The following is a 22,433-nucleotide window of genomic DNA, read 5'->3' on the forward strand; positions in this document are numbered from 1 at the left end:
CGCGCTATCTGTTGAGCAGCGATTCGACGTGCTCGCGGTGCTTGACCATCGCGCGGCCATACGACGAGTACTCGCGCCCTGCACTGCCCGGCGCGGCCTTCAGCGAATCGACGATGTCGGAGAGCTTGCGCTCGATGCCGCGGTTGTAGCGTGCACCGGCCACGACGAACTGCTCTTCGGACAGGTCCTCGGTGTCCGCCCCGGGATAGTCGTGCAGCACCAGTCCCTGCAGGTGCCTGGCCACGATCTCGAGGTTGAAGAGATCTGTCTCCAGGCAGGAGACGAGGTTGAGCTCTTCCTCGTAGCTCAGGCTGTCGGCGTCCAGCCCCAGCTCGCGCACGGCGGCGCGCATCTGGATGCTCACCGCGCCGAACGAGGTCTGGCCCGGCGGCTTGGTGATCGTGAGGTTGCGGTCGACCCAGTCGGGGCCGCTCCAGTCGAAGGTGCGCAGGGCGAACATGGGCCGCTTGCTCCCGTCGGGCTTGCCGCCCACCTCCGACCATGCCACGCTGCCGAGCAGCACCGGAGAAATCCTGTTCTTCTTCGCCACTGCGACGATGCGCAGGCGGTTGTAGAGGACCCAGGCATCCTTGTAGTCGCTCAGGTGCGGAAAGCCGCCGCCGACTCGCGCCGGCAGCATCTTCCACTTGAAGGCATCCCACGAAGTCCACTTCGGATAGTTGGCGTTGTCGGGTGCGCAGAACTCTCTACCACTCATCGTCACTCCCTCCGGTTCGAGAAAAAGCTGGCGCCGTTTTAGCGGGCCGGTCGCCAGTTGTCGAGCGGCGCGGGCGCCATGCTTGCAACGAAGTGCAGTAGGCCTTCGATCTGTAAGTACAAAGGCATCTCGATCCGAGGCACCAGTGATAATTATTCTCATCCGGTACCGACAACACCCAGCAATACCAACTGCGGCCGGCGCCGGAGCTTTCTAGAACATCCGCTCCTGGAGGATCCTCATGACCGAACGCTCACGCGTCCAAGGCCGCGCCGTGCGCGCACTGTTCGCCACCAGCGCCGCCTGGCTCGCCATCACCGCCCTGCCCGCGCAAGCCGCCGCTGCCGAAGAACTCACGCTCTACACGACGCGTGAACCTGCACTGATCCAACCGCTCATCTCGGCCTTCAGCGCGCAGAGCAACATCAAGGTCAACACCGTCTTCGTGAAGGACGGCCTCCTGGAGCGCGTCAAGGCCGAAGGCGCCCGCTCGCCAGCCGACGTGCTGATGACCGTGGACATCGGCAACCTGATGGACCTGGTCGATGGCGGCGTGACGCAGCCCGTGAAGTCGGCCGCGCTCGAATCGGCCATTCCGGCCAACCTGCGCGGCACCGACGGCCAGTGGTTCTCGCTCTCTCTGCGCGCTCGCGTTCTGTACGCAGACAAGAGCCTGCCGCTCACCAGCTTCCGCTACGAAGACCTGGCCAACCCCAAGTACAAGGGCAAGGTCTGCATCCGCGCCGGCCAGCACCCCTACAACACCGCGCTGGTCGCCTCGCTGATCGCGCACGACGGCGAAGCCAAGGCCGAGCAGTGGCTGCGCGGCGTGAAGGCCAACCTGGCACGCAAGCCCACGGGCGGCGACCGCGACGTGGCGCGCGACATCCTCGGCGGCATCTGCGACGTGGGCCTGGCCAACTCGTACTACGTCGGCCAGATGAAGAGCGCCAAGGAAGGCACCGACGCGCGCAAGTGGGGCGACGCCATCAAGGTGGTGCGCCCGACCTTCGCCAACGCGAAGAGCGGCGGTACGCACGTCAACATCAGCGGCGCGGCCGTTGCCAAGAACGCGCCGCAGCGCGCCAATGCGGTCAAGCTGCTCGAGTTCCTGGTTTCCGAGCCGGCACAGGCGCTGTACGCGCAGACCAACTACGAATACCCGGTGCGCAAGGGCGTGGCGCTCGACCCGATCATCGGCCAGAGCATCGGCGAGCTGAAGGTCGACCCGCTGCCGCTGACCGAGATCGCCAAGTACCGCAAGCAGGCCAGCGCACTCGTAGACAAGGTTGGCTTCGACCAGTGACAGCGACGAGCGCCGGGCATGCCTGCCGGCGACTGACTGAATGATCTTCCCGCGGCGCCAGCCGCCGGGCCTGCAAGCAGCAGGCCCGGCTTGGCGCTGCGCGTCGTTCCTGATCGCCATCGGCGTGCTCGCGCCGGTGCTCACGCTGGCGTGGCTCGCGTTCGGCTCGGGCCTCGGCCACTGGGGTCCGCTCTTCGCCCACGTGCTGCCGCAGGCGGCGCTCAACACGGCCCTGCTGCTCGCGGGCGTGGGCACGCTGGTGCTGGTGATCGGCACCGGCTGCGCCTGGCTCGTCACGGCCCACGACTTCCCCGGGCGCGGCGTCCTCCACTGGGCACTGCTGCTGCCGCTGGCGATGCCGACCTACATCGTCGCCTTCGCCTATCTCGACCTGCTGCATCCCATCGGCCCCGTGCAGGGCGCGATCCGCTGGATGCTGGGCTTCGACAGCCCGCGCCAGTTCCGCCTGCCCGACCTGCGCTCGATGCCCGGCGCGATCTTCGTGCTGGGCTTCGTGCTCTATCCGTACGTCTACATGACGGCGCGCGCGATGTTCATGACGCAGCCGGCGCACTTGATGGAAGCAGCCCGCATGCTCGGCGAGAGCAAGCGCGGCGCGTTCTTCCGCGTGGCGCTGCCGCTGGCACGGCCGGCGCTGGCGGTGGGCTTGAGCCTCGCGCTGCTCGAAACGCTCAACGACATCGGCGCGTCCGAATTCCTCGGCGTGAACACGCTGACGGTCGCGGTCTACACCACCTGGATCACGCGTTCCGACCTCGCAGGCGCGGCGCAGATCGCCTGCGCGATGCTGTTCGTGGTGGTGGCGCTGGTCTGGCTGGAGCGCAACGGCCGGCGGCACCAGCGCTTCGGTTCGTCGCAGCGCATGCGCGCGGTGCAGCCGCGTCGGCTGCGCGGTGGTGCCGCCTGGGCCGCGACGGCCGCTGCCGCGCTGCCGGTGCTGATCGGCTTCGCTGCCCCCGCCGCCTACCTCGTCTGGGAAAGCGCCAAGCGGCTGCGCCAGGGCGGTGGGATTTCGCAAGGGCTGGTCGCCAGCCTCGGCAACACGCTGACGCTGGCTTCGGGCGTCACTGCCGTTGCGGTGGCGGCGGGGCTGGTCGTCGCGTGGGCCGCACGCAGCCAGGGCTCGGGCCCCGGCCGTGCCCGCTGGCAGGCACGCGCCGCAACGCTCGGCTATGCGGTGCCGGGCACGGTGCTGGCCATCGGGCTGCTCACGCCGGCGCTGGCTTTCGATGCCGCGCTGGCCACTGCTTTCGGCTTGCAGGGCCTGCCGCTCATGAGCTGCGGCGTGGTGCTGGTCGTGGCATGTGCGATCCGTTTTCTTGCGATGCCCGTGGGCGGAATCGAAGCCGGCCTCTCGCGCATTCCACCCGCCATCGAGCAGGCCTCTCGCCTGCTCGGGGAAACCACCGCCGGCACGCTGCGCCGCGTGCACCTGCCGCTGCTGCGCCCCGCAATGGCCTCCGCTGCGCTGCTGGTGTTCGTCGACGCGATGAAGGAGCTGCCGGCCACGCTGCTGCTGCGGCCCGCCAACTTCGACACGCTGGCCACCTGGCTCTATGCCGAGGCCGCGCGCGGCACGTATGAGGAAGGCGCCATCGCCGCGCTCGCCATCGTGCTGGCCGGCCTGCTGCCCGTGGTGCTGCTCGCGCGCAACCAGCTGGGCACGCCTTCGGCCACACTCGGCCCGGACAAGAACTGACATGAGCTCCCCACTGCACCTCGATGCGATCAGGCTCGCCTACGACACGCCGCGCGGCCCGCACACGGTCGTCGACGGTTTCTCGCTGACCCTGGACGCCGGCGACATCGCCTGCCTGTTCGGCCCCTCGGGCTGCGGCAAGACGACGGTGCTGCGCGCCATCGCGGGCTTCGAACCGGTGCGCACAGGCACGATCCGCCTCGGCGACGTGCTGTTGTCGTCCGCACAGAAGCACCTGCCGCCGGAGCAGCGGCGCGTGGGCATGATGTTCCAGGAATACGCGCTGTTCCCGCACCTGTCGGCCGCGAAGAACGTCGCCTTCGGGCTGCGCCGGCTGGATCGCGCGGCGCAGCAATCCCGCGTTGCCGAAATGCTCGCGCTGGTCGGGCTTGCCGACGCGGGCGAACGCTATCCGCACGAGCTTTCGGGCGGCCAGCAGCAGCGCATCGCGCTGGCCCGGGCGCTCGCGCCCTCGCCCGCCCTGCTGCTGCTCGACGAGCCCTTCTCCAACCTCGACGGCGGCACGCGCGAGCGGCTGACGGCGGAAGTGCGCGGCATCCTCAAGCAGGCCGGGCAGACCGCCATCCTCGTCACGCACAACGAGGCCGAGGCGCATGCGATGGCCGACCGAATCGGCGTGATGCACGGCGGGCGCATCACGCACTGGCTCGACACGACGGCCTAGCACACGCTGCCCGTTTGACGAATGGGCTTTCCGGGAAAAGGTTGTTCGGGATCGCAAGAATCGCGGCGTTCCAGACAGACGCACACCACCCGACAACGGAAAGCCCCATGACGCAACAAGCCCTCACCCTCGTCAGCCACCTGCTGTGCCCGTACGTGCAGCGCGCCGCGATCGCGCTGCATGAAAAGAACGTGCCCTTCGAGCGCGTCGTGATCGACCTCGCGAACAAGCCCCAGTGGTTCCTCGACATCTCTCCGCTCGGCAAGGTGCCGTTGCTGAAGGTGCGGCGGCCCGACGGCAGCGAGGCCGTGCTGTTCGAGAGCAACGTGATCTGCGAGTACCTGGAAGAGACGCAGCCCGGCGCACGCCTGCACCCAGAAGACCCGCTCACCCGCGCCGAGCACCGCGCGTGGATGGAGTTCGGATCGGCCATCCTCGGCGACCTCTGGGGCTACGAGACCACGCAGGACGCGGTCGTGTTCGAGCAGAAGCGCCTCGCGCTGCTCGCCAAGTTCCAGCGCGTCGAAGCCGCGTTGGGCGAGGGCCCCTACTTCGCAGGCAGCAGCTTCAGCCTCGTCGACGCGGTGTTCGCGCCAGTGTTCCGCTACTTCGAGGTGTTCGACGCGATCCATGACTCGCACATCTTCGACGCCCTGCCCAAGGTCGATGCCTGGCGCAAGGCACTGGCCGGGCGCCCCAGCGTACGCAACGCCGTGGTGCCCGAGTACCCGCAGCACCTGATGGAATTCCTCAGGCGCCATCAGGCCCACCTGCTGACGCTGGCGGCTTGATCGCCGCGCCGGGATGCCGACAATAGCGGCCTCCCTTTGCTACAACTACAAGGCACCACGAGATGCGACTCCTACACACCATGCTGCGCGTCGGCAACCTCCAGCGCTCCATCGACTTCTACACCAAGGTGCTCGGCATGAACCTGCTGCGCACCTCGGAGAACCCCGAGTACAAGTACAGCCTCGCCTTCATCGGCTACGGCAACGGCAACCCCGACCAGGCCGAGATCGAGCTCACCTACAACTGGGGCACCGAGAGCTACGAGCTCGGCACCGCCTACGGCCACATCGCACTGGGCGTGCCCGATGCCTACGCGGCCTGCGAGAAGATCAAGGCCGCGGGCGGCAACGTGACGCGCGAAGCCGGCCCGGTCAAGGGCGGCACCACCGTGATCGCGTTCGTGACGGACCCCGACGGGTACAAGGTCGAGCTCATCCAGCGCGACGAGAACGCCAACGGCGGCGGCCTGCGCTGAGCACCGGCGGGGCAGCCTCATGGCGACCACGAGGAAACAGGCCACAACCACCCGCCACGTCGCGCTGCTGCGCGGCGTGAACGTCAACGGCATCACGATCAAGAGCGCGGACCTCAAGGCGCTCTTCGTCGAACTGGGCTTCGGCGCGGTGCGCACCGTACTCGCCAGCGGCAACGTGCTGTTCGACACCGATGAGAGCGACGCCGCCGCGCTGCGAACGCGCATCGAGCAGGCCCTGCGCAAGCGCTTCGGCTACGACGCGTGGATCGTGCTGCTCACGCAGAAGACCGTGGCCGACATGGCTGCAGGCTACCCCTTCGAACGCATCGACGAAGAGCGCCATCCCTACGTCGTGTTCGGCTCGGACGCCGCGATGCTCGACGAGCTCATGGAAAAGGCCGGTACCGTCGATGCCGATGTAGAGCGCCTGAAGCGCGGCAAGGGCGTGCTGTATTGGCAATGCCCCCGCGGCGAAAGCCTGGACACACCGGTGGCCAAGCTGCTCGGCAAGACCCGCTACAAGTCGAGCACCACCACGCGCAACCTGCGCACTGTGGAGAAGCTGCTCGGCGACTGATCAGCAGCCCAGCAGATCGGCCAACTGGTCGATGTCGCGCGCGTGCAGGTTGTTGTCCGGCTGCGGCGACACGTCCTTCGGCCTCGCGCGGCCGAACTCGTGGGGCCGCTCGATGTACGCCGTCTTCAGGCCGCAGGTGCGCGCGGCCGCCAGGTCGTCGTGGTGCGCGGCGGCCAGCATCACCTGCCCGGGCGTCGCATCGAACACGCCCGCCACCCCGAGGTAGGTGCGCGGGTCGGGCTTGTAGGCCTTGAACACTTCGGCCGACAGCACGCAGTCCCATGGCAGGCCGGCGCGCTTGGCCATCTCTGTGAGCAGGCCGATGTTGCCGTTCGACAGCGTGCAGATGGTGAACTTCTTCTTGAGCCGCGTGAGGCCCGGCACCGAATCAGGCCAGGCCGGAAGGCGGTGCCATGCGCGGCTCAGGTCGCGTTTGGCCGCGGCGTCGAGGCGGTCGGCCAAGCTGACGTCATGCAGCACCTGGTCGAGCATGCTCAGGTGCAGCTCGTCGAGCAACGTGAAGCCGCCCTCGCCCGCGGCGATGCGCTCCATCACCGCCTTCATGGCGGGCTGGTAGCCGGCGCGCCACGCCAGCGCGAAGGCCGCGCCGTCCACGCCCGGCAGCGCGCGCTCGGCCTCGGCGGCAATGCCGCTGTGCCAGTCGACCACCGTGCCGAAAACGTCGAACGCGATGACCTTCAGGTCGCTGGCGTCGAAATCAGCGGCGCTCATGGCGGTGCTCAGCGCGGCAGCTGGCTCGCGGCGCGTGCCAGCTGCTCGATGCGGGCCCAGTCGCCGTCGCGGATCGCATCGGTCGGCACGATCCACGAGCCGCCCACGCAGGCCACGTTCGACAGCGCGAGGAATTCGGCCGCGTTGCCCGCATGGATGCCGCCCGTCGGGCAGAAGGTGACGTCGCCGAACGGGCCCTGCCAGGCCTTGAGCATGGGCAGGCCGCCGGCCTGCAGCGCGGGGAAGAACTTCAGCTGCGTGTAGCCGTCTTCCTGCGCCGTCATGATTTCGCTGCCGGTGGCCACGCCGGGCAGGAGCGGCAGGCCGATGTCGTGGCAAGCCTTGCCGACCGCGCGCGTGTAGCCCGGGCTCACGCCGAACTTAGCGCCGGCCAGCGCCGAGGCTTGTGCGTCGGCGGCGCTGCGGATGGTGCCGGCGCCGGCCACGGCTTCGGGCACGTCCTTGGCGATGGCTTCGATGCACTGCAGCGCCTGCGGCGTGCGCAGCGTGACTTCGAGCATGCGGATGCCGCCGGCCACCAGTGCACGGGCCAGGGGCACGGCGTCCTTCACGTCGTTCAGCACGATGACCGGGATGACCGGCGCGTCGCGCATCACGTCGAGGGGGGTAAGTCTTTCTGTCATTTCGTGGCTCCAATACCAATACGTTACGCGTCGCCTCGGGGGGCAGTCCCGGTCAGAGCCAGGAACAGGCGCCCTCTTCGGCGGTCAGTGCATTGCGTCGCATGCCGGCGAACAGCTCCCGGCCGAGGCCGTGTCCGTCGGAGATGCGCTGCGCTTCGGGCAGTGTCGCGGTCTCGCGCGCGGCCCATTCGTCTTCGGGCAGCAGCACCGCGAGCGTACCCGCGACCGAGTCGAGGCGGATCAGGTCGCCGTCGCGCACCTTGGCCAGCGGGCCACCGGCTGCCGCCTCGGGCGAGACATGGATCGCGGCCGGTATCTTGCCCGACGCGCCGCTCATGCGGCCGTCGGTGACCAGCGCCACGCGGAATCCCTTGCCCTGCAGCACCGACAGCGGCGGCGTGAGCTTGTGCAGCTCGGGCATGCCGTTGGCCTGCGGGCCCTGCCAGCGCACCACGCAGACCACGTCGCGCTCCAGCTCGCCGGCGGTGAACGCCTTCTGCAGCGCGGCCTGCGAATCGAACACCCGTGCGGGCGCTTCGATGACGTGACGGTCGTCGGGCACCGACGAAACCTTGATGACGCTGCGACCGAGGTTGCCGCTCAGCAGCTTGAGTCCGCCGGTGGCGCTGAAGGGGCTGGCGACGGTGCGCGTGACGGCATCGTTCTGCAGTGCGGCGCCCGGCGTCCATTGCAGGCGCTTTTCTTCCGACTCATCCACCAGTGAAGGGATGTTCGCGAACTCGCGGATGCCGCCCGAGCGCACCGTCAGCACGTCGGCGTGCATGAGGCCGGCATCGACCAGCTCACCGATCACGAGGCCGGGGCCGCCCGAGGCCTGGAACTCGTTCACGTCGGCGCTGCCGTTGGGGTACACGCGGGTGAGCAGCGGCACCACGTCGGAGAGCTTCGAGAAGTCGTCCCAGTCGATCAGGATGCCGGCGGCGCGCGCCACGGCCACCCAGTGGATCAGGTGGTTGGTGGAGCCGCCCGTGGCCAGCAGGGCGACCATGGCATTGACGATGCAGCGCTCGTCGACCATCACGCCGATCGGCGGGCAGTCGAATGCGGCCTCGCCGGCCTTGCCCAGCACCGTGCGCACAGCCTCGCGCGTGAGCGTTTCGCGCATCGCATCGCCGGGCTGGATGAAGGCCGTGCCGGGCACATGCAGCCCCATGGCTTCGAGCAGCATCTGGTTGCTGTTGGCGGTGCCGTAGAAAGTGCAGGTGCCCACCGTGTGATAGGCGGCCATCTCGGCGTCGAGCAGGCCCTGGCGGCCCACCAGGCCCTGTGCGGCCTGCTCGCGCACCTTCGACTTGGCGTTGTTCGACAGGCCCGAGGGCATCGGGCCGGCCGGCACGAACACCGTGGGCAGATGGCCGAAATGCAGCGCGCCGATCAGCAGGCCCGGCACGATCTTGTCGCACACGCCGAGCATGAGCGACGCATCGAACATGTCGTGCGTGAGCGCGACTGCCGTGCTCATGGCGATGAGGTCGCGGCTGAAGAGGCTGAGCTCCATGCCGGGCGTGCCCTGCGTCACGCCGTCGCACATGGCCGGCACGCCGCCCGCCACCTGCGCGGTGGCGCCGAGGCGGCGGGCCTCGTTCTTGATGATGTCCGGGTAGCCCTGGTACGGCGCGTGGGCCGAGAGCATGTCGTTGTAGGCGGTGACGATGCCGATGTTGGGCGCCCGCTCGGTCACCACGCGGAACTTGTCGTTGGCCGGAATGCCGGCCACGGCGTGCGCCACGTTGGCGCAGCCCATTCGGTCGGAACCACGGTCGCGGTTGCGTATTTCGGCGAGGCGGGAGAGGTAGGCGCTGCGCAGCCCCTGGCTGCGCTCGCGGATGCGATCGGTGACATCGCGGACGGTGGGGTGTGTGCTGCTGCTCATGGGGATAGTGGCTCTCGCTGCGTGTCGCCGGAGCGACTGTGGCCCTGGAGGCCCATCGTACCAAGCCGAGGGCTGCAGGCTGATGAAATCAGGGCGCCGGGCAATACGAATTTACTCAGTCTTTCCCCATAAGACGGGGCGCATGAAGAAACCCGCCGTCAAGTCTTTGGTGTCGACATGTCCGCAGTCGCCACGATGCGCCAGCACGAGGCCAGTCGAATGGCGCAATCGGATTGCCGATTGGCGCGGATCGCCACTGCGCCGGCGCCGCATGAACCGTACTCTGAAGGCTCTTGCAAAGGAGCCCCCACCCATGACCCGCACCGTACTCATCACCGGAACCTCCAGCGGCCTTGGCCGCGCAACCACCAGGCACTTCCATGCGAAAGGCTGGAACGTGATCGCCACCATGCGCACGCCCGAAAGCGAAGCGGAGTTCGGGCAGCTCGACCGCATGCTTCTCGCGCGACTTGACGTTCAGGATGCCGACTCGATCCGTTCGGCCGTCGATGCCGGCATTGCGCGGTTCGGGCGCATCGATGCGCTCGTGAACAACGCCGGCTACGGCGCCTTCGGACCCCTCGAGGCAACGCCGGCGGAAAAGATCCGCCGCCAGTTCGATGTCAACGTGCTCGGCCTTCTGGCGACCACGCAGGCCGTGCTGCCGCATTTCCGCGCGAACCGTGCCGGCACCATCGTCAATGTGTCGTCGATGGGCGGCCGCATAGCCTTTCCGCTCGGCGCGCTCTATCACGGGACGAAGTTCGCGGTCGAAGGCCTGTCCGAAGCGCTGCAGTACGAGCTGGCGCCGCTGGGCGTTCACGTGAAGGTCGTCGAGCCCGGCGTCATCCTGACGGACTTCAGCGGACGCTCGTTCGACTTCAACAACGACCCTGGGCTCGACGCCTATCAACCGCTGGTGCAGTCGGTGATGAGCAAGTACGGCCCGATGATGGCGAACGGCTCGCAGCCGGAACAGATCGCCGAGGTGGTCTACGCCGCTGCGACGGACACCGGCGACCAGCTTCGCTTCGAGGCCGGCGAGGATGCCATCCGGACGCTCGCGGCGCGGCGCGCGGCGGACGACACCACGTTCTTCGCCGGCATGAAGGCACAATTCATCATCGGTGCATGAGTACACCGTGGCGTGCGTCGAGTGGCGCATGCCTTGCCTGAGCAGAGCATCGCCCCTTCATGGAAACTGCCGGATACGCGCTCGACACCACCTGGCGAACAGTGCTGAAGGACCTCGGCGTCGCACCCGCCGACGTCCTCCGCCAAGCTGGTCTTCCCGACGATCTGCTGCATCAGCCCTCGGTCCGGCTCGCGTCCGGCGACTTCTACCGGCTCTGGAACTGCATCGAGGCCGCGGTGGGCGATCCGCTGCTGCCCCTGAGGCTCTGCCAGGCCATCTGCAGCGAGTCGTTCTCGCCGGTGCTGTTCGCGGCGCTGTGCAGCCCGAACATGCTCGTGGCCGCGCAACGCATCGCGCGCTACAAGACGCTGATCGCGCCGATGCGCCTGGATGTCACGCAGGCGGACGGCCTGACGACCCTCGAGTTCTCGTGGCTGGACCATGCGGTATCGCCGCCCGCGTCGCTGGTGGTGATGGAACTGCTGTTCTGCGTGACGCTCGCGCGCATGGGCACGCGCGAGCCCATCCGCCCGGTCGTGGTCCAGGCGCAGGTCCTGCCTTCGCCCCTCGCGCCCTATGAAGAGTTCCTCGGCGCCCGGCTGACGCGCGGCGCGAGGCGCCTCGTCAGCTTCGCGAATGCGGACGCCATGCTGCCTTTCCTGACATCGAACGAGCCGCTGTGGGCGGCGTTCGAACCGGAACTGCGGCAGCGTCTCTCCCATCTCGACGCGCAGGCGACGACGACTCAGCGCGTCCGCGCGGCCCTGCTCGAGGGCCTCCCGAGCGGACTCGTCACCATCGAGGACATCGCCCGCAAGCTGGCGTTGAGCAGGCGCACGCTGCAGCGGCGTGTCGATGCCGAGGGAACGAGCTTCCAGCAGATCCTGAACGGCACGCGCGAGGCGCTTGCCCGCCACTATCTCGAGAAGACGGCGCTTCCCATCGCCGAGATATCGTTCCTGCTGGGGTTCGACGAGTCGAACTCGTTCCATCGGGCGTTCCGGGGATGGACCGGGTCGACGCCGGATCGGGTGCGGCGCGGATAGGTTGCCGGCATCTGGCACACGCTGAATGAAAAAGCCCGGCGGACCGGGCTCTTTCGTTCTGTGGAGTCGGCAAGGCGGTCAGTCGACCAGCTTGACCTCGACGCGGCGCGCCTCGGCGTTGTTGCCCGAGCCCGTCGTCACGGCAGGCTTCTGCAGGTCGACCTTCGCCGCCGGCACGCCCAGGCCCACGAGCACGTCGCGCACCATCTCGGCGCGCTTCTTCGCGAGCTGTTCGTTGATGGCGGCGTCGCCGGTGGTGTCGTGGAAGCCCGAGATCACCGCCTTGCGGCCGCTCTCGACGCCCTTGATGACGGCAGCCAGCGCCTCGGCGGCGCCCGGCGCGAGATCGGCGCTGCCGGTCGCGAAGTAGAAGTTCACCACACCGTCGACCACGCGGATGCTTGCGCCGTCGGGGATGACCACAGTCACCGTCTCGGTGACTTCGGCCAGCTTGGGCGCCGCGCCGGCCGGCGGCGCCGAAATCACCACGGCAGCGGGGGCGGGCTTGGCGGCCGCCACGTTGTGGCCCTTGTGCCAGAGCACGATGCCCACCACGAAGAAGATCACCAGGGCGATCAGCGCCATGACGAATCCGAGGATGAAATTCTGCTGGCTGTCGTCGTCGCTCATTGCGGGTCTTGCTCCGTATGAAAGTGGCCGGTAAATAATGGTGCGGTGAACCATGATCTGGAAATTGTAGGCGTCGGCCCCGGCACTCCCGTGTCGGACCCCGCGCCGAACCCCGGTCCGCCGGGGCTCGATCCCATGCCCAAGCCCCTGCGCGACCCGCAGCCGATGCTCGAGCGCGCCATTGCCGACTGGGGCGGGCACGAGGACCTCTGGCTCTTCGGCTACGGCTCGCTGATCTGGCGGCCCGAGTTCGGCTTCACCGAGCGCCGGCCGGCCTGGGTGCACGGCTGGCACCGCGCGCTGAAGATGTGGAGCCGCGTCAATCGCGGCAGCGTGCAGACGCCGGGCCTCGTGTTCGGGCTGCTCTCGGGCGGCAGCTGCCGCGGCATGGTGTTCCGCGTGCCGAAGTCCGAGGGCCTCGAAACTCTGCGCCGCCTCTGGCTGCGCGAGATGCCGACCGGCGTGTACGACCCCAGGTGGCTGCGTTGCGGCACGGCAGACGGCAATGTGCGCGCACTGGCGTTCACGCTCTCGCGGCGCAGCCCCAACTTCACGGGCGAGCTCAGCGACGAGCGCTACCGCCACATCTTCGCCCACGCGGTGGGTCGCTACGGCAGCTCGCTCGACTACGCGCAGCAGACGCTGCTGGAGCTGCAGCGCCACTCGATCCACGACGCCGCGCTGGCGCGGCTGGTGGCGCTGGCCGGAACGCAGGAGCAGCCGTCGTCCGATTGCGATGCACCGCAGGCTCCGGTATATGTTCCGGGGTCCGCAGACAACAAGTCTTCATTCCAACCATCCGGCTCTTCCAAGTCTTCCAAGGAAAACACATGAACCAAAGTCGTCTCATCGCCACCGGTACCGCCCTCCTCGCCTCGGCCCTCCTGGCCGCCTGCGGCAGCATGGGCGGCAAGCCGAGCACGGCCATCGAGCTGGTGCCGACCGCCGCGATCACGCCCAACCCGACGCGCGGCACGGTGACCCTCACCGCCCTCGACCACGGCGTGCGCGTCTCGGGCGAAGTGCGCGGCCTGGTGCCGGGCAGCGAGCACGGCTTCCACATCCATGAAAAGGGCGACTGCGGCGACAACGGCAATGCTTCCGGCGGCCACTTCAACCCGACCGGCGGCACCCACGGCAAGTTCGCCGCGCCGGGCAGCCATGCCGGCGAGCTGCCGAGCCTGAGGGCCGACGCCAGCGGCATGGCGCGCTTCAGCGTGGAAGACCACGCGATCTCGCTGACGCCCGGCGCCGCCAACAGCGTGGTCGGCCGCGCGCTGGTGGTGCACCGCGACCCCGACGACTTCACGACCCAGCCCTCGGGCAACTCGGGTCCGCGCATCGCCTGCGCGGTGATTACCAAGCCCTGAGTCGCAGGAAAACGCTAGGCGCCCTCGCGCGCCAGCCACAGCGCCTCGGCCTGCGCCAGCGCCTCGGGCGTGTCGATGTCGGTGACGACGCCCACGTCGTCCACGACGAGGTCTGTCACCGAGTCGATGGCGCGCATCGCGCGCAGGACGGATGCCGCGCCGGGCCCTCCCTCGAGCGCCGCGAGCTGCTCGCCGCAAGCGGCTGCGAAACCCACCGGATGCCCGCGCTCGCCCCGGTACTGCGGCTGCACCGCGTTCACCTGTCCGCCAAGGGCGGCAGCCACGGCCTGCAAGGTCGCAGGCTGCACCAGCGGTAGATCGCCCGGCAGGATCAGCCAACCCGCCGCGCCCGGGGTGGCGCGCACGGCAGCCCCGATCGAATCGCCCATGCCCGGGTGCCCCGCGTCTTCGACGTGCCAAGGCAGGCCGCTCGCGCGTACCGCGTCGAGCGTGCGCTCGAGCACCGGCCTTCCGGCGAGCAGCGCCCTGAGCTTCGAGCCCGTGCCGCCGGCCGCGATGAATCGCTCGCCGCGACCCGAGGCCAGCACGATCACCACCGGGGAATTCGCCTTGTGCATCGTCATGGGCCGAGTATGTGCGCAACAATCCCGGCATGACTTCCCCTCTTTCCAAAGACGCGCTGGCGGCGCTGCGCAAGAGCTACGAGCGCGCAGAGCTCGACGAGACCCGCAGCGCCGACGATCCGCTGAAGCAGTTCGAACGCTGGCTCACCGAGGCCGTCGATGCGCAGGTGCCCGAGCCCAACGCGATGACGCTGTGCACCGTGGGCAGCGACCTGCGGCCCTCCAGCCGCATCGTGCTCGTCAAGGGCTACGACGCGCGCGGCATCGTCTGGTACACCAACTACGAGAGCCGCAAGGGCCGCGAACTCTCGGGCAATCCGTATGCATCGCTGCAGTTCCACTGGGTCGAGCTGGAGCGCGTGGTGCGCATCGAGGGCCGCGTGGAGAAGGCCGGTGCCGAGGAAAGCGACGCCTATTTCGCGAGCCGCCCGCTCGACTCGCGCATCGGCGCCTGGGCCAGCCCGCAGAGCGAGGTGATCAGCGGACGCGAAGTGCTGGTGAAGAACGCGGCCGTGTTCGCCGCCAAGCACCTGCTCTCGCCGCCGCGCCCGCCGCACTGGGGTGGCTACCGGCTGGTGCCCGATCGCTGGGAGTTCTGGCAGGGCCGCAAGAGCCGGCTGCACGACCGGCTGCGCTATCGGCTGGAGGGCAGCAACTGGGTGCGCGAGCGCCTGGCTCCGTGAGCCGAATCGTCGTCAGGCCTCACACCCGACGACCTTGAACTCGACGCGCCGGTCCAGCGCGTCGCTCGCATCGTCGGCGCCCGTGCCGACGATGTTCTCCCTGAAGCCCATGCCGGCCTCCCGCAGTTTCTTCGACAGCGGCGGGGCCTCGCCCACCAACCGGGCCTTCACGCTGGTCGCGCGCTGCAGCGACAACCGCTCGTTCACCGCCTCCGAACCCGTGCGGCTGGTGTGGCCCGTGACCACCACGCACGAATCGATCTGCGCCGCCTGCCGCGCGATCTGGCGCAGCCACATCGGATAGGCGGCGCTGATCTTCGGATCGGAAAGGAAGTCGGTCGAACCCGGCTTGAACAGGAACTTCACGCTCAGGTTGTTGGTTTCGAGCCCCAGCCGCGCGATGGTGCCGAAGGTCTTCTCCGCATCGGCCGTGCGGCCGAGCTGCGACTGCGTCAGATACAGCCCGCTGTAGATGCGCAGTTGCTGCCCGTCGGGCCGCTTCGACGCTGCCTCGTAGCGGCTCAGCGCCTCGCTCATGCGGCCGGCCTCGTAGGCGGCGGTGGCTTCCTGCAGCACGGTGGCGGTCGGCAGGCGCTCCAGATACAGCGCGTCTGCCGCCTGGCCGGGCTGCGTTTCGGCAGTGCGGATGTAGCCCTCGACGCCGCGGTCCTTGCCGTTCACCGGGCTGTCGCGGAAGAAGGCCGTGGGGCGGGTGTCGAGCGAGGCGTCGCTGATGCGCGCCACCGACTGCGCGATCACCACGCCGCTCTTGATCTCGGTGAGCGCGAGGTTCAGCCGGTAGGGCGAGCCCGAGGCGTCCTTGTCGCGCACCAGCGTGCCGTTGAGCACGTACTGCGCGTTGCCGATCTCGGTGGCGTTGAAGGGCGACACGGTGAACTGCTTGAACTGCGCCTGCATGCGCTGGACGATGCGCTGCTCGGCCACGCGCGTCACCTCGGTCTGCTGGCCGCTCGCGCCTTCGAGCAGCGGGTCGATCACGATGCGGCGCTGCGTGAGCGTCGATTCCACCTTGGCCAGGAAGGCCGGCAGCTTCTGCGTCTGCACCATCAGGTCGTCCACCGCCTGGTTCACGGCCTGGTCGAAGGGCATGGCGTTGCCGGGCGCGGGGCGGTGCGCGCAGGCCGCGGCGAGCACGGCGGCGGCGCACAGCGCGAACACGCGCAGCGCGAAGCCCGCTCTTTGAATGATGGTGGTCGTCATCAGCATTGGCTCCTCAATGTCTTCATGTCCTGGTCCGACAGCGGCTCGCCGACGGCGGCGCGCATGTTGATTTCGCTGCAGCGCTTCGAAGGCGCGGGGCGCGGCGCCGCTGCGGCCTCCCTCTGCACCGGCGGGGGCGACGACGGCACAGGCGCGGCCGGCTGCGGACGCGCTTTGGCCAACGGCTTCGACTTCGGCGGCGCTTCCTCCGCCTTGTCGGCCTTCTCGGCCTTGCCCGCACCAGGCGGTTCGGCCGGCTCGCGCGGCACGTTCGCCGACAGGCACGGCGTGCGGCACGGCTTCGCCTCGGCAGCGTCCGCGGCCTGCGCGGGACGACCGTGCAGCGCGATCACCGTCGCGACCACCGCCATAGCAAGAAGGGGCGAAGAGCGCGCCGGGTGAATCATCAGCCGGCAAATGTAGGTGCGCGAAGGCCGCGCGGCATCTCGCCAAACGGCCACCCTGCCGAACGGCATAGGCGCGCTGCGTGAAAGCGCTAAGGCGAAAGTGCGCGGGAAGCTACGGGAAAGAGTCCGAAGGGCTCAGGGCAGCCACTGCACGCACATCATCACGAGCGTGAGCGTGACGAGCGCCAGCACCGTCGAGACCGCGACACTGGCCGTCACCAGGTCTTCGGCCGTGCGGTAGCGCTGCGAGAACAGGAACACGTTGGCGCCGATCGGCAGCGCCGCCGCCACCACCATCACCGTGAGAGGAATGCCGCGCACGCCCAGCAGCCAGCCGATGAGCGCCACCAGCAGCGGATGCAGCAGGTTCTTCACCAGCGCCTGCACCAGCGCACCGCGCCAGTGCCGGCCGATGGGCGTGAGCGCGAGCGTGATGCCCACCATCACCAGCGCGATCGGGCCGAAGGCCTGGCCCAGCAGCTGGATCGGCTTGTCGAGCGCCTCGGGCATGACCAGCCCGGTCTGCGCGAACAGCAGGCCCGCGATGATCGGCAAGGGCACCGGGTGGATGATGGCGTTGCGCAGCGCGCGCATCACGGTGCGCGCCATCGAGGGGCGCTTCTCGTTGCCGGAGGCACCGGCCTGCTCGCGCGCCACGGCCAGTTCTAGCACCACGGTGGCGCTGGTCAGCAGCACCAGCGAGTGCAGCGAGATCAGCGTGAGCAGCACCACCATGCCCGCCTCGCCGTAGGCCAGGCCGATCAGCGCGATGCCGATCATCACGGTGTTGCTGTAGGTGTTGGCCAGCGCGATCACCGCCGCCGTGCGGTTGAACCCGCGCAGCGCCAGCGTGCCCGCGAACAGCAGGCCGGAGGCGATGAAGTACGCCGCCACCGGCTTCAGGCTCAGCTGCTCGACGTGCACCGTGCTCATGGCACGAAACAACAGCGCGGGCGCGAGCAGCAGGAAGATGAGGTGCGAGAGATCCTTCACCGCGCCGCCGCCGATCCAGCGCCGCTTGCCGGCCAGATAGCCCGCGCCGATGAGCACGACCACGGGCACGAGCGAGGAGATGACGAAGGAATTCACCCGGCGAGGATAGCCCAGGGGCTTCCGCCGCCCTCTCCTGCGCTCATGCTCAGAAGGTCACGCGCAGGCCGACCTTCAGCGATCGTCCCGGCAGCGGTGCGTTCGGATACACCGTCGTCGTCAGGATCGAGGTCGCGCTGTAGGCCAGCTTGTTGGTGATGTTGTCCATGCGCGCGTACCAGGTGAGGTTGGCGCGCTGCACCTTCATGCGGTAGGTGATGGCCGCGTTCCACAGCGTGTAGGCATCGGTCTCGCGCGCGCCCACCGAGGGCACGCGGCGCTGGGCAGCGTTGTAGTCGAAGCCAAGGCGCGCGCCCCACGGGCCGTTGGCATAGGCCAGCGTCGCGCCCAGGCGCAGCGGTGCGATGCGCGGCAGCGGCTCGCCGGTGTCGAGGTTCTTCGCGCGCACGATGTCGCCGCGCCACTCCAGGTCGAGCGTGCCCGCATCGCCCATGCGCGCGAAGCCGTCGGAACCCAGCAGGCGCAGGTTGCCGTTGGCCTCGATGCCGGTGAAGCGCGCGCGCACGCCGCCGTAGACGTACTCCGCCAGCGTGTCGGTGGCACCGGCCTCGGCCACATTGCCTTCCCCGTCGAGGTTGCGCCCCGATGCCGTCAGGCCGATGTAGTTGCTGAAGCGCGTGACGTAGGCGTTCACGCGGGCCGTGTTGGGGCCCGACTTCCATTGGGCGCCCAGGTCGAATCCGGTCGACTTTTCCTTCTTCAGGTTCGGGTCGCCCACCTCCCACGCGCCAGTCGCCACGTGGGGGCCGTTGGCCAGCAGTTCGTAGTCCTTGGGCGCGCGCTCGGTGTAGGCCAGGTTCGAGGTCAGCTGCCACTGCGGCGCGAGGTTGACCAGCGCACCGAGTGCCGCGCTGTGCGGATTGAAGGTGCGCTCGCCGATGGCGAAGCGCGTGACCGTCGGATCTTCCGGATAGCCCAGCGAGCGGATGCGAACCTGCTCGGTGCGCGCGCCGAAGCTCAGGCGGCCCCAGGAGGTGCCGTACTCCTCGAACAGGAACAGCGCGTTGGTGCGCGTGCGGCTGTGCGGCGCGAAGGCTTCCTCGCCGTCGGCGGCGAAGCGGTTGGTCTCGCTGCTGAAGCCGACCAGGCCCTCGAAGTTGCCGATCTTCTGGTGGCGCGCCTCGATGCGCAGGTCGTTGCTCATGTTCGAGAAGGTGGTGCCGGGCGTGCTGCCTTCGAACTCGGTGTGGCGGTAGTCGGTGTGGCTGAGCTTCGCGTGGATGCTGCTGATGAAGCCGCCCGGGCGCCACTCGCCCTCGAGCGCGTAGCGGTCGGACTTCATGCGGATGGTGACGTCGTCTTCCGCCACCGTGCCGTAGTTGCTGCGGTAGGTGCTGACCGAGGCGCCGATGTAGCCCTGGTCGAAGAACACCGTGCCGCCGAGCGCGCCGCCATGAGCCTCGTTGGCCGAGTTGCAGATCTTGCGTGCCGTCCAGGGCGAGCCGGGCTTGTTGCACTCGAGGGTGATCGGCACCGAGACGTCCTTGGAGTCGCGGTTGAAGGCATCGACGTGCACCGCGACGCGGTCGTTGCCGCCTTCGAGCACCACGCCGCCGTTCTTTTCCTTGTTGCCGGTGGAATAGCCCAGGTCGGCGCGACCACCGAAGCCGTTGAGCGGCTCCGAAGGAATGCGGTTGTCGATCACGTTGACCACGCCGCCGACGGCGCTGCCGCCGTACTGCAGCGCCGACGGGCCGCGCAGCACCTCGATGCGCTCGGTGACCAGTGAGTCGACGGGCACGGCATGGTCGTAGCTCAGTGACGAAGCATCGGGCGCGGCGCCGCCGTTCTGCAGGATGCGGATGCGGTCGCCGTCCTGGCCTCGGATGATCGGGCGGCTGGCATTGGGGCCGAAGTAGCTGCTGCTCACGCCGGGCACGTTGTCGAGCGTCTGGCCGAGGGTCGATTCGGAGCGCAGCAGCAGCTTGTCGCCCGACAGCGTGGTGGTCGGCGCGATCAGGTCGCTGGCGCCGAGCGGATTGCCGGTGACGGTGACCTCGCGCAGGCTGGCAGGGTCAGCGGGTTGGGCCTGGGCGGCATCGGGCGCCTGCGTCTGGGCCATGCTTGCGAAGGAGGCAAGCGAAAGAACGGCAACGCCGATGGCGTTGCGACGGAAATTGGGAGTCATGAATGGACACTCGGTGAATCGGGGGACGACCGACCGCCACCGCGCGCGAAGCGGGTGCAGCGATCGGGACACGGGGGATTCAGCGAGAGGAAGGCGGGCCGCGCGCGTCGAACAGCGCGACCCAGCGGGCGATGGCCTCGCCCTGCAGGAAGGCAAAGGTGGCCGACGGCAGCAGCATCGGCAGCACCACCAGCGGCACGCCGGGCGCGGCGGAGCCGTGGGAGAGCTGGTCGTACAGCCGGCACTCGGCGTCGGTGTGATCGCCGAACAGGCTGGCCAGGTGGTGGCCCGCATGCTTGTGCGCAACGTGCGCGGCCTGCTCAGCCGCGGCCGGCAGGCCCGGCACGTGCAGCGCGCGGTGCATCAGCCCCAGCGTGCCCGCGAACCACAGCGCGACCGCCAGCGCGAACACGAGCGCGCGGGTCGGGCGGGTGCGGTGCTGGCGGATGGCTGGGTGCACAGAGAGAGAGCGGGTATCGCTGGCCGGTCAGGCCTTGAGGCGCGAGGCGAAGGTCTTCTGGAACTTCTCGACCTTCGGGCCCACGACGAACGCGCAGTAGCCCTGGTTCGGGTTGTTCAGGAAGTAGTCCTGGTGGTAGGCCTCGGCCGCCGAGTAGTTGGCAAGCGGCGCCACCTCGGTCACGACGGGCGAGCGGTAGGTCTTGCTGGCCTCGATCTCGCGGATGACATCCTCGGCCACCTGCTTCTGGGCGTCGCTGATGTAGTAGATGCCGCTGCGGTACTGCGTGCCGACATCGTTGCCCTGGCGGTTGAGCGTGGTCGGGTCGTGCACGACGAAGAAGATCTCGAGGATTTCGCGCAGGCTGATCTGCGCCGGGTCGAATTCGAGCTTCACCACCTCGGCATGGCCGGTGCGGCCGGTGCAGACCTGCTCGTAGCTCGGGTTGACGACCTGGCCGTTGCAGTAGCCCGATTCCACGTCCAGCACGCCCTGGACGCGGTCGAACACCGCCTCGGTGCACCAGAAGCAGCCACCGCCCAAAACGATGGTTTCGGTGGACGACGATGAAGTGGACATGGTGCGACTCCGGCGGAGGTTGAAAAGACGAACCCGATATTGTCGCGGCTTGACGTGACGGATGCCGGTCACTACATTACTAACCCGCGAGTCATTAACACCATGTCCACGCCCCGTTCCTTCGTCGACAAGATCTGCCCGGTACGCGCCAAGCGCGAACGGCGGAAGGAGGCGCGCCCCGGCGAACTGCTGGCCGCGGCTCTCGACCTGTTCGTCGAAAAAGGCTTTGCCGCCACCCGCTCCGAGGAGGTCGCGGCCCGCGCGGGCGTCTCCAAGGGCACCCTCTTTCTCTACTTCCCGAGCAAGGAAGAGCTGTTCAAGGCCGTGGTCATGGAGAACCTCGGCGGCCGTTTCACGGAGTGGAATGCCGAATTCGAGGCCTTCGAGGGCACCACGGCCGACATGCTGCGCTACTGCATGAACGTGTGGTGGGAGCGCGTCGGCAAGACACAGGCCTCGGGCCTGACCAAGCTCATGATGAGCGAGGGCTCCAACTTTCCCGACCTGGCGGAGTTCTACCGCCGCGAGGTGGTCCGCCCCGGCCACGAGCTGCTGCGGCGCATCTTCCAGCGCGGCATCGACAGCGGCGAGTTCGCGCCGATGGACGTCGACCACGCGATCTACTCGGTGGTGGCGCCCATGGTCTTCCTCATGCTCTGGAAGCACTCTGCCATGGTCTGCGTCGACGGCGTCGCGGCGCTCGAGCCCGAAAAATACCTGTCCACCCAGGCCGAGGTGGTGATCAACGGGCTCAGCGTGCGCCCCGGAATGCCGGGCGAACCGGGGGTGTCATCGGCGGCACCTAAAATTGAAGGTTTGTCCTGAGCCCACAAGGAAAGCCACGCCATGAACCCCACCCCCACCCTCGAGCGCTTGCGCTTCAACATGATCGAGCAGCAGATCCGTCCCTGGGACGTGCTCGAAACCGACATCCTCGAGCTGCTGGCCGAAATCCACCGTGAAGACTACGTGCCGGACGCGCACCGCACCCTGTCCTTCTTCGACATGGAACTGCCGCTGCTCGACGGCTCCGTGCCCGGCGAGATCATGCTGTCGCCCAAGGTCGAGGCCCGCACGCTGCAGGACCTGCACATCCAGAAGCACGAATCGGTGCTCGAGATCGGCACCGGCTCCGGCTTCATGGCCGCCCTGCTCGGCGCACGCGCCGCCCAGGTGCTCTCCCTCGAAATCAACCCCGTGCTGGCAGCCCGCGCCGCCGAGACGCTGCGCCAGAACGGCGTGACCAACGTCGAAGTGCGCAACGCCGACGGCGCCGTGCCCCTGACCAGCGGCCCGAGCTTCGACGTCATCGTGCTCAGCGGCTCGGTCGCGCGCATTCCGCAGAACCTGCTGGGTTCGCTCAAGGTCGGCGGCCGTCTCTCGGCCATCGTGGGCGAAGAGCCGATGATGCGCGCCCACTTCGTCACCCGCACCAGCGAAAGCAAGTGGGAAACGATCCAGCCCTGGGACACGATGGCCCCGCGCCTGCTGAACTTCCCCGAGCCCTCGCGCTTCTCGTTCTGAGCAGACGGTTGAC

General features: G+C 68.5%; 25 protein-coding genes. 13 read left to right on the plus strand and 12 right to left on the minus strand.

What is annotated here, in order from left to right:
- Positions 1 to 4 precede the first annotated feature (4 nt).
- The gene (locus EJO71_RS23925) at positions 5 to 718 is read right to left on the minus strand and encodes a hypothetical protein (RefSeq protein WP_125951090.1); all 714 of its coding nucleotides are present in this window, start codon (positions 716 to 718) and stop codon (positions 5 to 7) included.
- A 241-nt stretch (positions 719 to 959) separates the two neighbouring features.
- Here EJO71_RS23925 and EJO71_RS23930 point away from each other — a divergent pair, with 241 nt between their 5' ends.
- The 6 genes from EJO71_RS23930 to EJO71_RS23955 all read left to right on the plus strand — a co-directional run bounded on the left by EJO71_RS23930 (position 960) and on the right by EJO71_RS23955 (position 6,273).
- The gene (locus EJO71_RS23930; RefSeq protein ID WP_125951089.1) at positions 960 to 2,024 is read left to right on the plus strand and encodes a Fe(3+) ABC transporter substrate-binding protein; all 1,065 of its coding nucleotides are present in this window, start codon (positions 960 to 962) and stop codon (positions 2,022 to 2,024) included.
- A 40-nt stretch (positions 2,025 to 2,064) separates the two neighbouring features.
- The gene (locus EJO71_RS23935; protein ID WP_125951088.1) at positions 2,065 to 3,744 is read left to right on the plus strand and encodes an iron ABC transporter permease; all 1,680 of its coding nucleotides are present in this window, start codon (positions 2,065 to 2,067) and stop codon (positions 3,742 to 3,744) included.
- A 1-nt stretch (position 3,745) separates the two neighbouring features.
- Positions 3,746 to 4,429, plus strand: coding sequence for an ABC transporter ATP-binding protein (locus EJO71_RS23940; protein WP_125951087.1), 684 nt, complete (start codon positions 3,746 to 3,748; stop codon positions 4,427 to 4,429).
- Positions 4,430 to 4,536: 107 nt separating this feature from the next.
- Positions 4,537 to 5,220 carry a glutathione S-transferase family protein gene (locus EJO71_RS23945; RefSeq protein ID WP_125951086.1) on the plus strand — a complete coding sequence of 228 codons (684 nt, stop codon included), beginning with the start codon at positions 4,537 to 4,539 and terminating at the stop codon, positions 5,218 to 5,220.
- A 62-nt stretch (positions 5,221 to 5,282) separates the two neighbouring features.
- A complete protein-coding gene (gene gloA / locus EJO71_RS23950; RefSeq protein WP_125951085.1) occupies positions 5,283 to 5,696 on the plus strand; it encodes a lactoylglutathione lyase in 414 nt (137 codons plus the stop codon).
- 19 nt (positions 5,697 to 5,715) lie between these two features.
- Positions 5,716 to 6,273 carry a DUF1697 domain-containing protein gene (locus tag EJO71_RS23955; protein ID WP_125951084.1) on the plus strand — a complete coding sequence of 186 codons (558 nt, stop codon included), beginning with the start codon at positions 5,716 to 5,718 and terminating at the stop codon, positions 6,271 to 6,273.
- Here EJO71_RS23955 and EJO71_RS23960 read toward each other — a convergent pair whose 3' ends face one another.
- From EJO71_RS23960 to edd, 3 genes are read right to left on the minus strand one after another with little or no spacing between them, the layout of a single operon-like run.
- Positions 6,274 to 7,005 (minus strand): haloacid dehalogenase type II, encoded by a 732-nt coding sequence (locus EJO71_RS23960; RefSeq protein WP_125951083.1) that lies wholly within the window; start codon positions 7,003 to 7,005, stop codon positions 6,274 to 6,276.
- An 8-nt stretch (positions 7,006 to 7,013) separates the two neighbouring features.
- Positions 7,014 to 7,649 (minus strand): bifunctional 4-hydroxy-2-oxoglutarate aldolase/2-dehydro-3-deoxy-phosphogluconate aldolase, encoded by a 636-nt coding sequence (eda, locus tag EJO71_RS23965; protein WP_125951082.1) that lies wholly within the window; start codon positions 7,647 to 7,649, stop codon positions 7,014 to 7,016.
- Between the two features lie 52 nt (positions 7,650 to 7,701).
- A complete protein-coding gene (edd, locus tag EJO71_RS23970) occupies positions 7,702 to 9,543 on the minus strand; it encodes a phosphogluconate dehydratase (protein WP_125951081.1) in 1,842 nt (613 codons plus the stop codon).
- Between the two features lie 313 nt (positions 9,544 to 9,856).
- Between edd and EJO71_RS23975 the strand changes: the two genes are divergently transcribed.
- Both EJO71_RS23975 and EJO71_RS23980 read left to right on the plus strand, forming a co-directional pair.
- Positions 9,857 to 10,678, plus strand: coding sequence for an SDR family oxidoreductase (locus EJO71_RS23975; protein ID WP_125951080.1), 822 nt, complete (start codon positions 9,857 to 9,859; stop codon positions 10,676 to 10,678).
- A 59-nt stretch (positions 10,679 to 10,737) separates the two neighbouring features.
- The gene (locus EJO71_RS23980) at positions 10,738 to 11,724 is read left to right on the plus strand and encodes an AraC family transcriptional regulator (RefSeq protein WP_125951079.1); all 987 of its coding nucleotides are present in this window, start codon (positions 10,738 to 10,740) and stop codon (positions 11,722 to 11,724) included.
- A gap of 78 nt (positions 11,725 to 11,802) precedes the next feature.
- Here the strand turns inward: EJO71_RS23980 and EJO71_RS23985 are convergent, their stop codons facing one another.
- Entirely contained in the window at positions 11,803 to 12,354 is a 552-nt protein-coding gene (locus EJO71_RS23985; RefSeq protein ID WP_125951078.1) for an OmpA family protein, read from the minus strand.
- Positions 12,355 to 12,489: 135 nt separating this feature from the next.
- Here EJO71_RS23985 and EJO71_RS23990 point away from each other — a divergent pair, with 135 nt between their 5' ends.
- Positions 12,490 to 13,188, plus strand: a complete 699-nt coding sequence (locus EJO71_RS23990) for a gamma-glutamylcyclotransferase (RefSeq protein ID WP_125951077.1) — start codon at positions 12,490 to 12,492, stop codon at positions 13,186 to 13,188.
- Positions 13,185 to 13,724, plus strand: coding sequence for a superoxide dismutase family protein (locus EJO71_RS23995; protein ID WP_125951076.1), 540 nt, complete (start codon positions 13,185 to 13,187; stop codon positions 13,722 to 13,724). Before EJO71_RS23990 ends, EJO71_RS23995 begins: the two co-directional genes overlap by 4 nt.
- 14 nt (positions 13,725 to 13,738) lie before the next feature.
- Here the strand turns inward: EJO71_RS23995 and EJO71_RS24000 are convergent, their stop codons facing one another.
- Complete coding sequence (locus tag EJO71_RS24000) at positions 13,739 to 14,308, minus strand: NTP transferase domain-containing protein (RefSeq protein WP_125951075.1); 570 nt, start codon at positions 14,306 to 14,308, stop codon at positions 13,739 to 13,741.
- A 29-nt stretch (positions 14,309 to 14,337) separates the two neighbouring features.
- Here EJO71_RS24000 and pdxH point away from each other — a divergent pair, with 29 nt between their 5' ends.
- Positions 14,338 to 14,991: a pyridoxamine 5'-phosphate oxidase gene (gene pdxH / locus EJO71_RS24005; protein WP_125951074.1), complete on the plus strand. Its 654-nt coding sequence runs from the start codon at positions 14,338 to 14,340 to the stop codon at positions 14,989 to 14,991.
- 12 nt (positions 14,992 to 15,003) lie between these two features.
- Here pdxH and EJO71_RS24010 read toward each other — a convergent pair whose 3' ends face one another.
- From EJO71_RS24010 to msrA, 6 genes are all read right to left on the minus strand, one after another.
- The gene (locus EJO71_RS24010; RefSeq protein WP_240651495.1) at positions 15,004 to 16,212 is read right to left on the minus strand and encodes an OmpA family protein; all 1,209 of its coding nucleotides are present in this window, start codon (positions 16,210 to 16,212) and stop codon (positions 15,004 to 15,006) included.
- A complete protein-coding gene (locus EJO71_RS34430) occupies positions 16,212 to 16,619 on the minus strand; it encodes a hypothetical protein (protein ID WP_164549654.1) in 408 nt (135 codons plus the stop codon). The genes EJO71_RS24010 and EJO71_RS34430 overlap by 1 nt, the downstream gene beginning before the upstream one ends.
- Positions 16,620 to 16,754: 135 nt before the next feature.
- Positions 16,755 to 17,708: an AEC family transporter gene (locus EJO71_RS24020; RefSeq protein ID WP_125951071.1), complete on the minus strand. Its 954-nt coding sequence runs from the start codon at positions 17,706 to 17,708 to the stop codon at positions 16,755 to 16,757.
- 49 nt (positions 17,709 to 17,757) lie between these two features.
- Complete coding sequence (locus EJO71_RS24025; protein ID WP_125951070.1) at positions 17,758 to 19,857, minus strand: TonB-dependent receptor; 2,100 nt, start codon at positions 19,855 to 19,857, stop codon at positions 17,758 to 17,760.
- 79 nt (positions 19,858 to 19,936) lie between these two features.
- A complete protein-coding gene (locus tag EJO71_RS24030; RefSeq protein ID WP_125951069.1) occupies positions 19,937 to 20,317 on the minus strand; it encodes a hypothetical protein in 381 nt (126 codons plus the stop codon).
- Positions 20,318 to 20,344: 27 nt separating this feature from the next.
- On the minus strand, positions 20,345 to 20,896 hold the full coding sequence (msrA, locus tag EJO71_RS24035; protein ID WP_125951068.1) for a peptide-methionine (S)-S-oxide reductase MsrA: 552 nt from the start codon (positions 20,894 to 20,896) through the stop codon (positions 20,345 to 20,347).
- Between the two features lie 102 nt (positions 20,897 to 20,998).
- On the opposite strand from msrA, the gene EJO71_RS24040 reads away from it, so the two are divergent.
- Both EJO71_RS24040 and EJO71_RS24045 read left to right on the plus strand, forming a co-directional pair.
- Complete coding sequence (locus EJO71_RS24040) at positions 20,999 to 21,721, plus strand: TetR/AcrR family transcriptional regulator (RefSeq protein WP_125951067.1); 723 nt, start codon at positions 20,999 to 21,001, stop codon at positions 21,719 to 21,721.
- Between the two features lie 21 nt (positions 21,722 to 21,742).
- Positions 21,743 to 22,420, plus strand: a complete 678-nt coding sequence (locus tag EJO71_RS24045) for a protein-L-isoaspartate O-methyltransferase (protein WP_125951066.1) — start codon at positions 21,743 to 21,745, stop codon at positions 22,418 to 22,420.
- The last annotated feature ends 13 nt before the right edge of the window (positions 22,421 to 22,433 follow it).

The sequence above is a fragment of the Variovorax sp. 679 genome (assembly GCF_003952185.1).
In the GTDB taxonomy this organism is placed as follows: domain Bacteria; phylum Pseudomonadota; class Gammaproteobacteria; order Burkholderiales; family Burkholderiaceae_C; genus Variovorax.

Excerpts from the sequence above, each read along its gene's own strand:
- EJO71_RS23925 (WP_125951090.1), bottom strand. The coding sequence starts at position 718 with ATGAGTGGTAGAGAGTTCTGCGCACCCGACAACGCCAACTATCCGAAG.
- EJO71_RS23930 (WP_125951089.1), top strand. The coding sequence starts at position 960 with ATGACCGAACGCTCACGCGTCCAAGGCCGCGCCGTGCGCGCACTGTTC.
- EJO71_RS23935 (WP_125951088.1), top strand. The coding sequence starts at position 2,065 with ATGATCTTCCCGCGGCGCCAGCCGCCGGGCCTGCAAGCAGCAGGCCCG.
- EJO71_RS23940 (WP_125951087.1), top strand. The coding sequence starts at position 3,746 with ATGAGCTCCCCACTGCACCTCGATGCGATCAGGCTCGCCTACGACACG.
- EJO71_RS23945 (WP_125951086.1), top strand. The coding sequence starts at position 4,537 with ATGACGCAACAAGCCCTCACCCTCGTCAGCCACCTGCTGTGCCCGTAC.
- gloA (WP_125951085.1), top strand. The coding sequence starts at position 5,283 with ATGCGACTCCTACACACCATGCTGCGCGTCGGCAACCTCCAGCGCTCC.
- EJO71_RS23955 (WP_125951084.1), top strand. The coding sequence starts at position 5,716 with ATGGCGACCACGAGGAAACAGGCCACAACCACCCGCCACGTCGCGCTG.
- EJO71_RS23960 (WP_125951083.1), bottom strand. The coding sequence starts at position 7,005 with ATGAGCGCCGCTGATTTCGACGCCAGCGACCTGAAGGTCATCGCGTTC.
- eda (WP_125951082.1), bottom strand. The coding sequence starts at position 7,649 with ATGACAGAAAGACTTACCCCCCTCGACGTGATGCGCGACGCGCCGGTC.
- edd (WP_125951081.1), bottom strand. The coding sequence starts at position 9,543 with ATGAGCAGCAGCACACACCCCACCGTCCGCGATGTCACCGATCGCATC.
- EJO71_RS23975 (WP_125951080.1), top strand. The coding sequence starts at position 9,857 with ATGACCCGCACCGTACTCATCACCGGAACCTCCAGCGGCCTTGGCCGC.
- EJO71_RS23980 (WP_125951079.1), top strand. The coding sequence starts at position 10,738 with ATGGAAACTGCCGGATACGCGCTCGACACCACCTGGCGAACAGTGCTG.
- EJO71_RS23985 (WP_125951078.1), bottom strand. The coding sequence starts at position 12,354 with ATGAGCGACGACGACAGCCAGCAGAATTTCATCCTCGGATTCGTCATG.
- EJO71_RS23990 (WP_125951077.1), top strand. The coding sequence starts at position 12,490 with ATGCCCAAGCCCCTGCGCGACCCGCAGCCGATGCTCGAGCGCGCCATT.
- EJO71_RS23995 (WP_125951076.1), top strand. The coding sequence starts at position 13,185 with ATGAACCAAAGTCGTCTCATCGCCACCGGTACCGCCCTCCTCGCCTCG.
- EJO71_RS24000 (WP_125951075.1), bottom strand. The coding sequence starts at position 14,308 with ATGACGATGCACAAGGCGAATTCCCCGGTGGTGATCGTGCTGGCCTCG.
- pdxH (WP_125951074.1), top strand. The coding sequence starts at position 14,338 with ATGACTTCCCCTCTTTCCAAAGACGCGCTGGCGGCGCTGCGCAAGAGC.
- EJO71_RS24010 (WP_240651495.1), bottom strand. The coding sequence starts at position 16,212 with ATGACGACCACCATCATTCAAAGAGCGGGCTTCGCGCTGCGCGTGTTC.
- EJO71_RS34430 (WP_164549654.1), bottom strand. The coding sequence starts at position 16,619 with ATGATTCACCCGGCGCGCTCTTCGCCCCTTCTTGCTATGGCGGTGGTC.
- EJO71_RS24025 (WP_125951070.1), bottom strand. The coding sequence starts at position 19,857 with ATGACTCCCAATTTCCGTCGCAACGCCATCGGCGTTGCCGTTCTTTCG.
- msrA (WP_125951068.1), bottom strand. The coding sequence starts at position 20,896 with ATGTCCACTTCATCGTCGTCCACCGAAACCATCGTTTTGGGCGGTGGC.
- EJO71_RS24040 (WP_125951067.1), top strand. The coding sequence starts at position 20,999 with ATGTCCACGCCCCGTTCCTTCGTCGACAAGATCTGCCCGGTACGCGCC.
- EJO71_RS24045 (WP_125951066.1), top strand. The coding sequence starts at position 21,743 with ATGAACCCCACCCCCACCCTCGAGCGCTTGCGCTTCAACATGATCGAG.